Genomic DNA, 13,150 nt, shown 5'->3' with positions numbered 1-13,150 from the left:
TTAAAAACTATTTTAGGCTGGTCAATTCTGTATGCCGGTGGAATGATCTTAACAGCTCAGGCCTTTTCCAGCATGATCTAAAGCTTGTTACCGAATTTAATTAATTAAGCTCGCGTAGGATACAGCTTTTATTTAAAATGAAGTTTTAATGCTAGAGAGTCTACAGATTAGTGGAATATTTTGAGCGACATCAAGGTGGTGAACGAGCAATCCTGGTCAGTGTTTCGGTCCAGTTATTGGAAGATATCGATACCGAAGAGTTTCGCCTTTTAGCTCAATCAGCAGGCGCTGAAATCCTACACCATGTAACTGCACAACGTATTAAGCCAGACCCAAAACTTTTTATTGGTTCAGGTAAAGCAGAAGAAATTGCTGAACTGGTCAAGACTGAAGAGATTGATCTGGTTATTTTTGACCATTCCCTGTCTCCTGCACAGGAACGTAACCTCGAACGAGTCATGCAGTGCCGTGTCATTGACCGGACTGGCCTTATCCTGGATATTTTTGCACAGCGTGCTCGGACTCATGAAGGTAAACTGCAGGTTGAGCTGGCACAACTTGAACATTTGTCTACCCGTCTGGTGCGTGGCTGGACTCACCTAGAACGACAAAAAGGCGGGATCGGCTTGCGTGGTCCGGGGGAATCACAGCTAGAAACAGACCGTCGCTTACTGCGGATCCGTATGGGCCAGCTAAAAGACAAACTTGAAAAAGTACGCCAGACCCGCATGCAAGGTCGTGCTGCACGTCAGAAAGCTGCTATTCCAACTGTTTCACTAGTGGGTTATACCAATGCCGGTAAGTCTACCCTGTTTAATATATTGGCAAATACTGAAGTCTATGCGGCTAACCAGCTCTTTGCCACATTAGATCCAACCTTACGGCGACTGGAATGGGATGGTATTGGCAGTCTGGTACTGGCTGATACGGTAGGGTTTGTACGTAACCTGCCCCACTCTCTGGTAGAGTCATTTAAGGCTACGCTCGAAGAAACACTGGAAGCGACTTTGTTGCTGCATGTGATTGATAGCAGCACCCCTGATATGATGGAACAGATTGATGCCGTAGAGTCAGTGCTTAAAGAAATTGGAGCTGATGTACCTGTACTGCGCGTATACAATAAGATCGATGTAAGTGGTGAAGCAGCCAAAATTATCTATGCCAAACCGCACATGCCGGAACGGGTGTATGTATCGGCACATTCAGGCCAGGGACTTGAACTGCTACGTCAGGCTGTTCAGGAATGCCTGATGGGCCAACTCCAGCAATTTGAACTGGTCCTCAATCCTGCTTATGGCAAGCTACGTACACAGCTTTATGCTCTGAATGTGATCCAATCAGAAGCCTATGATGATGAAGGTCAACTTCATCTGACTGTGAATATGGCCCCCCACAAACTCGAGCAACTGATCAAGCAAGCTCATTTACCCATTGATGAAATACTTGGTCAGAACTCTCAACAGTTCAAACGACCACTGGAAGAGTTTGAAATCAGGGACCAGATAGGTTAAAACGTGATAAATAACGTTTTAAAAAAGCTGAATAAGACATGGACCGAATTAAAAATATAGACTGGGCCGCTTGGGCAGGTACGCTTGCCCTGATTGTTATCTTCCGTGAAGCTGCTGTTTGGGTCATGTCAATCTGGAATCATCCTGAACTGGGTAATCTGACTGGACTGATCAGCCTGCTGATTATCCTGTTGATCTGGCGTAGATTTAAAAAATTGCCACACCGTCTGGTGGATACCAATAATAAGATCATGAAAGAAAGCGCTTTTGCCTTTTTACCCATCTGTGCCGGCTCACTTATGATGCTGATACATATGGGTAAAGATATTCCGTTATTTCTGGTAGTGCTGGTGATCAGTACCCTGTTCCCGTTATGGGTTTATGCAAAAATGGCAAAACGCTGGTTATAAGGAATAAAAACGATGCTCATGATTATTTTTGGCTTTTTGCTAACTACAGTCAGCTACTTCTGTGCAAAATATTTGAATCAACGATTTCCTCAGGTCCCTCTACTGGTTTTTGGTATGTTCATTGTGGTCGGACTGCTAGCCTTGCTTCAGCAGCCTTATGAAGATTACATGCAGAATGTCAATCCAATTTTTAATCGACTGCTGGGTTATGTAACTGTTGCTTTAGCTGTCCCGCTGGCGGCCATGCGTTATGACGATCTTCCCTTAAAAACAATGGTCGGCATTCTGGTCTTTGCCAGTGTTAGTGCGGTTGCATTACCCATGACTCTTGCTTATTTATTGCACATGTCTGAGCCCACTGTTTTAGCTTTTGCAACCCGGGCAGTCACAACACCAATTGCACTGAACATTGCTACCTTGTTACATGCACCTTTGACTCTCGTCACCCTGATTGTAATTCTATCCGGTGTGATTGGGGCTGCTTTTTCACCTTTGCTCTTGAGACACATTAATGATGAACGGGCGTCTGGCCTTGCACTGGGGTTAGCAGCACATGCAATTGGTACAGCTCAAGCTTGGCAACGTGGACAGGTTGCCGGTCGTTATGCAGCATTTGGAATGGCTGTCAATGGTGTATTTACCGCAATCTGGCTTCCAACATTCTTGCTTTATTTACAATAAATGTGACCTGGTAATCATAAATAAAGATTGAAGAGTTTAAAGTTTAACCTTACTATAACATTTGTGATCATTTTCATACAAAAAGGATTTGAATGATGCAGAAAATTAAGTTTGCCAGCGCCATCATTTTTTCCGCATTGTCGAGTGCAGCCTTTGCACAGGATATTTCGGGGACCTGGAAAAATATTGACGATAAAACTGGCTCATCTAAAGCATTGATTGAGATCAGGCAGGAAGCCAATGGTTCATTTACTGGTCGTATTATCAAAGTTACACCACGTCCAGGTTATACACCTAAAGAAACATGTGTAAATTGTCCAGCGCCTTATACCAATAAACCAATTCTTGGTATGGATGTATTAACTGGTCTCAAACATACTGAAGGTGAAAATTATACGGGCGGCCGTATTATCGATCCTTTAAGTGGAAAAATTTACAGCATGAAAGCCAAACTGAGTTCGAATGGTAAACGTCTTCAGTTACGTGGTTATGTTGGCGTTTCTGCTTTGGGGCGTAATCAGACTTGGATTCGTCAGGACTAATTCAATCTATAAAATCTTTTCATTAAAAAACCACTCATACCGAGTGGTTTTTTATAGATTATTTCTAACAATTTTTTCTAGCATATTGCTCATTAAGAAATTAATAAGCCTCTAGTCAACGCAAGGATTATCGACTTTAAATAATTGCTGATCTTCTAGACGAAATGCAACCAGCTGATTTCCCCAGACACAGCCTCCATCAACATTCTGAATATTCGTACTGACAGTCTTAGCCTGTAAGGCTGCCCAATGACCAAATACAATCTGATGTGTTTCTGCGGCTTTAGAATCAAATTCAAACCAAGGCTGAAAGCCTGCCGGCATTGGATCATCTAAAGAATCCTTGAAGCTGAACTCAAGACGGCCTTCTGCATTGCTAAGGCGCATCCGGGTCAAATAATTGGTAATACAGCGTAAACGCGCATTACCCTGCAATTTATCTGACCATATGTCTGGTTCTGTGCCGTACATCGCGCTTAGAAAGTCATCCAATACTGTAAAATTTTCATGAGCCAGTATAGCCTCCACCTCATGGGCCAAGCAGGCAGCCTGTTCTGCGGTCCAGATACAAGGCACGCCGGCATGGGTTAGTATTGTTTTCTCGTCAGGAAATAGACACAGGGGCTGTTTTCGCAACCAGTCAATCAGCTCGTCACTATCTATAGCATCAATCACTTCCTGAGTTTTATCTTTAGGTTTGGTTTCTTTCAAACCACGGGCACAGGCCAAAAGATTCAGATCATGATTTCCCAGAACTGTAGCTGCTGCCCCATTCTCAACCAGTTTTTTGACAAAGCGCAATGCACCCAGTGAGTTTTCACCACGTGCGACAATATCACCAGCAAACCAGATAAAATCTTGGCTAGCGTCAAACTGAATATGCTTGAGTAATGCTTTTAAAGCCTCAAAACAGCCCTGTATGTCTCCGATAATATAGTTATAGCGTTTTGCCATATCTTAGTTCACCATATTGTCAGAAAGAGCAACAAATTCGGCAAGTGTTAATGTTTCCGGACGTGCCATCGGATTAACCCCGGCTTTTTCAAAACCATTTTCTGCCAGCATTCCTTTTAAGCTGTTACGCAGAGTTTTACGACGCTGGGTAAAAACATGCGAAACTAAACGTGCCAAAGCCTTTTCATTCTGGGCTACGATCGGTTTGTCTTTGTAGGGTTCCAGACGAAATACTGCAGATGTCACTTTTGGTGGTGGATTAAATGAACCGGGTGGCACTTCAAACAAATAGGTCGGCTTGCAATAATACTGAATCATCACTGACAGGCGCCCATATTCTTTAGTATTTGGTTCAGCGGTAATTCTATCTACAACTTCTTTTTGCAGCATAAAATGCATATCTTTGACTTTATCGCCAAACTCCAGGAGATGAAACAATAATGGCGTAGAAATATTGTAAGGCAGATTGCCTACTGCACGTAATGGCTGACCTTCTTTAAAAAGCTGACTGAAATCATATTTTAATGCATCGGATTCTATAATGGTCAAACGCTCAGGATAAGGTACCCGTCCAGGCAAACCTGCTGCAAGATCACGGTCCAGTTCCACCACGGTCAGTGCTTCACACTCGGCAATAAGAGGTGCAGTTAACGCAGCCAGTCCAGGACCAATTTCTACAATATTATCACCCGGCTGAGGATTGACTGAACGTACAATTTTTTCAATTACCCGTTGATCATGCAGGAAGTTTTGGCCAAAGCGTTTTCGCGCCTTATGCCCTTCATCTTTAGGGTTTAGGGCATTAATATGATACATAGAACGATTTCCAACAAAAATTAGTGAGCTAACTCAAGCGCCAGGTCAACCGCAACCTGTAGGCTTGAACTTTTTGCCCGACCAGTTCCGGCAAGCGATAATGCAGTGCCGTGATCAACTGAAGTACGAATAAACGGTAAACCCAATGTAATATTGATGGCTTCACCAAAACCTTGAGATTTTAACACAGGTAGCCCTTGGTCGTGATACATGGCCAAAACAGCATCAGCATCCTTTAGGTTTTCTGGCGTAAATAATGTATCAGCGGGCAGGCTCAGACTCATATTAATATCTTGTGCACGGTAATGTTCTAACACCGGGTTAATTACTTCAATTTCTTCACGGCCCAGATAACCATTTTCACCTGCATGCGGATTTAGTCCACAAACCAGAATCTTCGGTTGCTCAATCTTAAATTTAGTTTTTAAATCATGAAGCAGAATATTGATCACTTGATGCAGGCGTTCTTCTGTAATGGCATCTGGAACAGCACGCAAGGGCAAATGAGTAGTGACCAGTGCTACTCTTAAGGTTTTGGTTGCCAGCATCATCACTACACGCTCTACTCCGGCAAACTCCTGATAGTACTCAGTGTGTCCACTAAATTTTATTCCAGCTTCATTGATTACAGATTTTTGTACAGGTGCAGTCGCTACCCCCGCGCTTTTTCCTGTCATGGCATAAGCCGCCGAGCGCTGTAACTGCTCAAGTACGTATGCTGAATTTTGGGGATTTAACTCACCATTTTTACAAGGTACTTTTAGAGGAACATGTTCGACATATAATTCACCGGGAACACAAGCTTGCTGCTGTCCTGTATAGTCTATCAGTTTAAGGCTATAGCCCAGTTGTTCCGCACGGTCGAGTAATAATGTGCGGTCAGCCAGAATAACAATCGGCCGTCGATCCATACGTTCTGCCAAACTGAGACAAATATCTGGACCAATTCCTGCCGGCTCACCACTGGTCACATATAAAGGCAGCATACTTAACGACTCCTGAGTTTTAAGGATGATTAACTTCAGACCTAATCATCTTTAATTTATATTGTACAGCTGAGAGCATTGTATAGGGTCTTAAATTGTATGTAGCAGCGTTATGCTTATTAAAATAAAGAAGCTTCCAGATAAAAGATTTTATAGCTTCATCAATTTTATTTAAAACTCTATAGATATAGAGAATACTAGCAGTAAAATTAATATTTAAAATATTAGGGCTCGTCATATAGTGCTAATACAGACTATAAACTGACTAGCCCTTTTTGAATCCCTTCATTCTTTATGAAGTACAAGCACTTCACACAAATTTAGTGCCGTATTTTTAAAAAGGCCTACCTTTCTTTAACTAAGATATCTTTATACAAATTTGCTTTAGAAGGATCCAGTAAACAACCTTCTCTTTTTATAATTTAAAGCGTAACATTAGAAGCCTAATACTCGATTTTTTTATTGTGGTTCTCCTGATTATCGGGTAGAATTCGGTCTCCTTTTTGTTTGGACAGCTTCTTTGTCCAAACCAACTATAATAGGTAGTGGTTGAATGAAAACTCTCAGCGCGAAGCCAGCTGAAGTACAACACGACTGGTACGTTGTTGATGCTTCTGGCAAAACTCTTGGTCGTCTAGCGACTGAAATCGCTCGTCGTTTACGCGGTAAACACAAGACTTCTTATACTCCTCACGTTGACACTGGTGATTACATCGTTGTGATTAACGCTGAGCAAGTTCAAGTAACTGGTAACAAGGCACTTGACAAGAAATACTATCGCCACACTGAATTCCCAGGCGGTTTAAAAGAGACTAACTTTGAAAAGTTAATCGCTCACAAACCTGAAGCAGTTCTAGAAAAAGCTGTTAAAGGTATGTTGCCAAAAGGTCCTCTTGGTTATGCAATGATCAAGAAGATGAAAGTGTACGCTGGTAGCGAGCATCCACACGCTGCTCAACAGCCACAAGTTTTGGATATCTAAGGGATACAGCACATGGCTACTAACTATGGCACAGGTCGCCGTAAGACCGCAACTGCACGTGTTTTCCTATCAGCTGGTACTGGTAAACTCGTGATCAACAACCGTTCTTTAGAGCAATATTTCGGTCGTGAAACTGCTCGTATGGTTGTACGTCAGCCTTTAGAGCTTCTTGAAGCTACTGAAAAATATGACCTTTACATCACTGTTAAAGGTGGTGGTATCGGTGGTCAAGCTGGTGCAATCCGTCACGGTATTACCCGTGCTCTGATCGCTGCTGACGAAACACTAAAACCGTCTCTTCGTCAGGCTGGTTTCGTAACTCGTGATGCTCGTGAAGTTGAACGTAAGAAACTTGGTCTACGTAAAGCACGTAAACGTCCTCAGTTCTCTAAACGTTAATTCGTTTACTGAATCGGTCAAAGAAGCTCTGGTTTTTATCAGGGCTTTTTTATTGATTCATCCTTCTATTCTAAAGCAGACGATTAGGTTTTTATTGCTCATGAACATCCTTACCCCAGATTCCTTCATGACACCAGAATGACTTGTTTAAATAGTAATTAATTACCCCGATCATAATAAAAAATATTAATAGCATTAATTTAATCATCATTTTATCCCACTCCTGTCATTTTTCTTATAATCTATCCCGTCTTAATAGGATTAGTCCTTTATGGTTCGTGCTTTTTAGGTTGAATTTTAGTATCCTAATTTATCCACTTTGCTTCTTGCTGGTTTATGTCTTTGGAAAATACACCACTACAGGGTATTACGTTATATAGTCATGCAGATGACTTCCGCTCACACTGGATTCGCTTGGTACTGGCTGAAAAACAGATTAAATACCATCTGGTATTGGTTGATCATGAAGATGAAGACCTAGCCAGCCTGAATCCTTATAACCGCTTGCCAATGCTGGTTGAACAAGATCTTAAGCTCTTCAATACAGTCATTATTTCTGAATATATTGATGATCGCTATAGACAAAATAAGCTTTATGCGGATGCACCTATGCAGCGTGCAGAGCAGCGTCAATATATCTGGCGTCTTGAACAGGACTGGCTCAGACTTGCAGACATCCTGCTATGCCATAGCGACACATTGAGCCAGCCAGAACAAAAACAGGCACGGCAGGAGCTTAAAGATACCTTGGTTTCATTAACTCCGCTTTTTCAACATTTTCCCTATTTTATGTCTGAAAACTTTACAATATTAGATTGTATGCTGGCACCTATTTTTATACGGTTAAAATCTATGGGAATTGAACTGCCAAGACAGCATTGCCGGCCAATCCTGCTTTATTGTCAGCGTATTTTTAGCCGTCCTGCTTTTGTCAAATCGATGACCCAGCAAGAAAAAAACCGTTTCAATGAAATTCTAGTTAATCAATAGAGCTCGATTATGACTGAACAAGAACTTAACTTGTCCCCTACCCGTCCTTATCTGGCCCGGGCAATATATGAATGGATTTGTGATAACCAGCTAACACCACACTTGCTGGTCAATGCAACCCATCCTCAAGCGATGGTTCCAGAACAGTTTGTTCAAGACGGACAGATTGTGCTTAATATTGCACCTCATGCAGTACATCAATTTCATATGAGTAATGAGGCTATTACTTTCTCCGCACGTTTTTCCGGCGCATCTCGCGAACTCTATGTTCCTATTGAGGCAGTACTAGGCTTATATGCACGTGAAAATGGTCAGGGCTTATTTTTCGATCCAGCAGAATATCCAGATACCCAAACAGAAAAAGATACTTTAAAATCTGCTGAACAAGAAACAACTGATTCACCTAAGAAAAAACCGAGTTTGAGACTTTTAGATTAAAAAAATTAGGGAGTTCACCATGGCTTTTGATTTAGTCCAATATTTCGCTGAGCAAATACAAATTCAAAAGCCTCAGCTGCTTAAACAATACCCAGCTGACCAAAGAAAAAAGTATATTTGTGAAATTAATACGCTTGCTTTAGCAAAGCTGATTACTTTATGGCGTTATGATGCCAATAAGGTTTATCAAGAAATTCGTACTCAAGATCAGCTGTATATACAGGAAATCGCCCGGCATTTAACCACCTGCCCTAAGAATCAGTCCAATTTAAGTAAATTTGAGCTGGAAGATGCGATTACACAGGTATTATCAGTACAGTTCTCTGAAATTAAACAGTTAGATGATACGGGGAATTTCGGTCCTTCAGGACTAAAAGAACTCTTACTAGGACAAATTGAACACCTATCCGGACAGGCAGATGACTGGGTTTGGGCAACAAGTGAGCTAACTGAGTTGATAGGTTCTAAACCAATTGAGCAAGAAGAGTTATCATTAGAAGAAACCATGAAGGAGTTTAATCAAATGGTAAATCAGCAAAATATTCAAGAGAGCCCTCATCAGGAGCCTGTACAAGCACTACAATCCACTACAGAGTCTAATCCACTTGTGCCTGGGTGGGCACGAGTCCTTGAGCCAATTGTAGCACTTGTGATTCTTTGGATTCTGTTTAGTGCTTATCATAATCTGATGGGTTAACTAATATAAAACTTATAAGAATTAGGGCTGAACTGCCCTTTTTCTTTATCCTCATAATTTTTTAGTTAGTTAATTTTTCATAAGTTTAAATAATTTTTTAATAGTCAGCCCCTACTAAAGGTACTTCCACTTTTCCATCCCCTGCATAAAAAAAAGCCCCCTCAATGAGGGGGCTTTTCGGAATAATGAGCTGGCGATGACTTACTCTCACATGGGTAACCCCACACTACCATCAGCGCTAAGAGGTTTCACTTCTGAGTTCGGGAAGGGATCAGGTGGTTCACTCTTGCTATGGTCGCCAGCACAACTGTTGATGGACTTGTTCGGGTCTGATTTAACTGCGGTGCAGTATATGCCGTACTTTAGTCCAAATGAGTTATTAACAGAGGGCAGATCTGGGTCTGAATTGTATGTTCCAGCATCAGGCTGAATCAAGGGATATTGCATATTTATGAATCGATTGATGCTTTGTATACAACTGTTTGGGTGTTGTATAGTCAAGCCTCACGAGCAATTAGTATTGGTCAGCTTCACATATCACTATGCTTCCACATCCAACCTATCAACGTCCTGGTCTTGAACGGCTCTTTAGGTGACATAAAGTCACGGGGAAATCTTATCTTGAGGTAGGCTTCCCGCTTAGATGCTTTCAGCGGTTATCCCTTCCGAACATAGCTACCCGGCGATGCGACTGGCGTCACAACCGGTACACCAGAGGTTCGTCCACTCTGGTCCTCTCGTACTAGGAGCAGATCCTCTCAAATTTCCAGCGCCCACGGTAGATAGGGACCGAACTGTCTCACGACGTTCTAAACCCAGCTCGCGTACCTCTTTAAATGGCGAACAGCCATACCCTTGGGACCTGCTTCAGCCCCAGGATGAGATGAGCCGACATCGAGGTGCCAAACACCGCCGTCGATATGAACTCTTGGGCGGTATCAGCCTGTTATCCCCAGAGTACCTTTTATCCGTTGAGCGATGGCCCTTCCATACAGAACCACCGGATCACTAAGACCTACTTTCGTACCTGCTCGACTTGTGGGTCTCGCAGTTAAGCGCGCTTTTGCCTTTATACTCTACGCGTGATTTCCGACCACGCTGAGCGCACCTTCGTACTCCTCCGTTACTCTTTAGGAGGAGACCGCCCCAGTCAAACTACCCACCAGACACGGTCCTCGACCCAGATTATGGGTCAGAGTTAGAACCTCAACATTACCAGGGTGGTATTTCAAGGATGGCTCCATAGGAACTGGCGTCCCTACTTCAAAGCCTCCCACCTATCCTACACAAGTAAGGTCAAAGTTCAGTGTCAAGCTGCAGTAAAGGTTCACGGGGTCTTTCCGTCTAGCCGCGGGTACACTGCATCTTCACAGCGATTTCGATTTCACTGAGCCTCTGCTGGAGACAGCGCCGCCATCATTATGCCATTCGTGCAGGTCGGAACTTACCCGACAAGGAATTTCGCTACCTTAGGACCGTTATAGTTACGGCCGCCGTTTACTGGGGCTTCGATCAAGAGCTTCGCTTACGCTAACCCCATCAATTAACCTTCCAGCACCGGGCAGGCATCACACCCTATACGTCCACTTTCGTGTTTGCAGAGTGCTATGTTTTTAATAAACAGTTGCAGCGGCCTGGTTTCTGCGGCTGCCGACAGCTCAAGGAGCAAGTCCTATCACCATCAGCAGCGTACCTTCTCCCGAAGTTACGGTACCATTTTGCCTAGTTCCTTCAGCAGAGTTCTCTCAAGCGCCTTGGTCTACTCGACCTGACCACCTGTGTCGGTTTCGGGTACGATTCCTGTGTAACTGAAGCTTAGAGACTTTTCTTGGAAGTATGGTATCGGCCACTTCGCCAGTAAACTGGCTTGCTATCGACTCTCAGCATAGAGCACCCCGGATTTGCCTAAGATGCATGCCTACTGTCTTCCACCTGGACAACCAACGCCAGGCTGACCTAACCTTCTCCGTCCTCTCATCGCATTACACAGAAGTATTGGAATATTAACCAATTTCCCATCGACTACGCCTTTCGGCCTCGCCTTAGGGGTCGACTCACCCAGCCCCGATTAACGTTGGACTGGAACCCTTGGTCTTTCGGCGAACGGGTTTTTCACCCGTTTTGTCGTTACTCACGTCAGCATTCGCACTTCTGATACCTCCAGCAGACTTCTCAATCCACCTTCATCGGCTTACAGAACGCTCCCCTACCACGCACATAAATGTGCATCCGCAGCTTCGGCACATAGTTTTAGCCCCGTTACATCTTCCGCGCAGGCCGACTCGACTAGTGAGCTATTACGCTTTCTTTAAAGGGTGGCTGCTTCTAAGCCAACCTCCTAGCTGTCTATGCCTTCCCACATCGTTTCCCACTTAACTATGATTTTGGGGCCTTAGCTGGCGGTCTGGATTGTTTTCCTCTTGACTACGGACGTTAGCACCCGCAGTCTGTCTCCCGGATAGTACTCATTGGTATTCGGAGTTTGCATCGGTTTGGTAAGTCGGGATGACCCCCTAGCCGAAACAGTGCTCTACCCCCAATGGTATTCGTCCGAGGCGCTACCTAAATAGCTTTCGGGGAGAACCAGCTATCACCGAGTTTGATTAGCCTTTCACCCCTATCCACAAGTCATCCCCCGGCTTTTCAACGACGGTGGGTTCGGTCCTCCAGTTAGTGTTACCCAACCTTCAACCTGCTCATGGATAGATCACCCGGTTTCGGGTCTATACCCAGCGACTAGACGCCCTATTAAGACTCGATTTCTCTACGGCTCCCCTATTCGGTTAACCTCGCCACTGAATATAAGTCGCTGACCCATTATACAAAAGGTACGCAGTCACACCACGAAGGTGCTCCCACTGCTTGTATGCATGCGGTTTCAGGATCTATTTCACTCCCCTCACAGGGGTTCTTTTCGCCTTTCCCTCACGGTACTGGTTCACTATCGGTCAGTCAGGAGTATTTAGCCTTGGAGGATGGTCCCCCCATATTCAGACAAGGTTTCACGTGCCTCGCCCTACTCGTCATCATTATGTGTGCCCTTTCGTGTACGGGACTATCACCCTCTACGGTTGCACTTCCCAGAGCATTCCGCTAAAACACACATAACTTAATGGGCTGATCCCCGTTCGCTCGCCGCTACTGAGGGAATCTCAATTGATTTCTTTTCCTGAGGGTACTGAGATGTTTCACTTCCCCTCGTTCGCCTTGCATGACTATGTATTCATCATGCAATACCTACCTTATGGTAAGTGGGTTTCCCCATTCAGACATCTCCGGATCACAGGATATTTGCCACCTCCCCGAAGCTTTTCGCAGGCTATCACGTCTTTCATCGCCTCTGACTGCCAAGGCATCCACCACATGCACTTAATTACTTGACTATACAACCCCAAACAGTCGACGTTACCTACAAGGAGCAACTTCAACATTACAGTTTAGAGTACTGTGCATTTAAGCACTGTACAGCTTCAATCTAAATTCATATACCAAAACGCTTGATTCAGTTAATTTGCTAGTTCTCAGTTCAATCTACGTTAGTTAACAGGTTACCCTGTAACGTCTATTGAATGAGTTGAACAATTTATTTCAGACTCAAATTTGCCAATCTGTTAATGATTCACTGCATCCTCGTCGGACTGCAGTCAACTGTGATAAATCACAGAAGTTAATAAACCAGGATTCTTGAACCTTCCATTTACTAAATTCTGTAATCTTTAGCTTCGAATCAAATCATGTTTGATT

At 43.7% G+C, this 13,150-nt stretch carries 12 protein-coding genes and 2 rRNA genes; 9 read left to right on the top strand and 5 right to left on the bottom strand.

Annotated features, from left to right (window positions below; genetic code table 11):
• The first annotated feature begins 170 nt into the window (after positions 1–170).
• From hflX to AC0VYT_RS03045, 4 genes are all read left to right on the top strand, one after another.
• Positions 171–1,511 (top strand): ribosome rescue GTPase HflX, encoded by a 1,341-nt coding sequence (gene hflX, locus AC0VYT_RS03060; protein WP_005016093.1) that lies wholly within the window; start codon positions 171–173, stop codon positions 1,509–1,511.
• 38 nt (positions 1,512–1,549) lie between these two features.
• On the top strand, positions 1,550–1,921 hold the full coding sequence (locus AC0VYT_RS03055) for a hypothetical protein (RefSeq protein WP_005016094.1): 372 nt from the start codon (positions 1,550–1,552) through the stop codon (positions 1,919–1,921).
• A gap of 12 nt (positions 1,922–1,933) precedes the next feature.
• Complete coding sequence (locus tag AC0VYT_RS03050) at positions 1,934–2,602, top strand: LrgB family protein (RefSeq protein WP_005016095.1); 669 nt, start codon at positions 1,934–1,936, stop codon at positions 2,600–2,602.
• A gap of 95 nt (positions 2,603–2,697) precedes the next feature.
• Entirely contained in the window at positions 2,698–3,144 is a 447-nt protein-coding gene (locus tag AC0VYT_RS03045) for a DUF2147 domain-containing protein (protein ID WP_005404335.1), read from the top strand.
• Positions 3,145–3,255: 111 nt separating this feature from the next.
• Here the strand turns inward: AC0VYT_RS03045 and AC0VYT_RS03040 are convergent, their stop codons facing one another.
• The 3 genes from AC0VYT_RS03040 to pdxA are packed head-to-tail and all read right to left on the bottom strand — an operon-like array spanning position 3,256 to position 5,900.
• A complete protein-coding gene (locus AC0VYT_RS03040; protein ID WP_005016098.1) occupies positions 3,256–4,098 on the bottom strand; it encodes a symmetrical bis(5'-nucleosyl)-tetraphosphatase in 843 nt (280 codons plus the stop codon).
• Positions 4,099–4,101: 3 nt separating this feature from the next.
• Complete coding sequence (gene rsmA, locus AC0VYT_RS03035) at positions 4,102–4,914, bottom strand: 16S rRNA (adenine(1518)-N(6)/adenine(1519)-N(6))-dimethyltransferase RsmA (RefSeq protein ID WP_005016100.1); 813 nt, start codon at positions 4,912–4,914, stop codon at positions 4,102–4,104.
• 20 nt (positions 4,915–4,934) lie between these two features.
• A complete protein-coding gene (gene pdxA, locus AC0VYT_RS03030; RefSeq protein ID WP_005016104.1) occupies positions 4,935–5,900 on the bottom strand; it encodes a 4-hydroxythreonine-4-phosphate dehydrogenase PdxA in 966 nt (321 codons plus the stop codon).
• A gap of 553 nt (positions 5,901–6,453) precedes the next feature.
• Between pdxA and rplM the strand changes: the two genes are divergently transcribed.
• The 5 genes from rplM (at position 6,454) to AC0VYT_RS03005 (ending at position 9,406) form a co-directional block, all read left to right on the top strand.
• Positions 6,454–6,882, top strand: a complete 429-nt coding sequence (gene rplM, locus AC0VYT_RS03025) for a 50S ribosomal protein L13 (protein WP_005016108.1) — start codon at positions 6,454–6,456, stop codon at positions 6,880–6,882.
• A 12-nt stretch (positions 6,883–6,894) separates the two neighbouring features.
• Entirely contained in the window at positions 6,895–7,281 is a 387-nt protein-coding gene (rpsI, locus tag AC0VYT_RS03020) for a 30S ribosomal protein S9 (RefSeq protein WP_005016111.1), read from the top strand.
• Between the two features lie 336 nt (positions 7,282–7,617).
• Positions 7,618–8,271 (top strand): glutathione S-transferase N-terminal domain-containing protein, encoded by a 654-nt coding sequence (locus AC0VYT_RS03015; protein ID WP_005016115.1) that lies wholly within the window; start codon positions 7,618–7,620, stop codon positions 8,269–8,271.
• A 9-nt stretch (positions 8,272–8,280) separates the two neighbouring features.
• The gene (locus AC0VYT_RS03010; protein ID WP_005016118.1) at positions 8,281–8,709 is read left to right on the top strand and encodes a ClpXP protease specificity-enhancing factor; all 429 of its coding nucleotides are present in this window, start codon (positions 8,281–8,283) and stop codon (positions 8,707–8,709) included.
• A gap of 19 nt (positions 8,710–8,728) precedes the next feature.
• Positions 8,729–9,406, top strand: coding sequence for a hypothetical protein (locus tag AC0VYT_RS03005; RefSeq protein ID WP_005016122.1), 678 nt, complete (start codon positions 8,729–8,731; stop codon positions 9,404–9,406).
• Positions 9,407–9,594: 188 nt separating this feature from the next.
• Here the strand turns inward: AC0VYT_RS03005 and rrf are convergent.
• Positions 9,595–9,709, bottom strand: a 5S ribosomal RNA gene (rrf, locus tag AC0VYT_RS03000).
• 190 nt (positions 9,710–9,899) lie between these two features.
• Positions 9,900–12,789 (bottom strand): 23S ribosomal RNA (locus AC0VYT_RS02995).
• Between the last annotated feature and the right edge of the window lie 361 nt (positions 12,790–13,150).

The sequence above is a fragment of the Acinetobacter sp. QJM3NY_42 genome, assembly GCF_056173745.1.
This window is presented reverse-complemented; position numbering and strand designations above follow the sequence as displayed.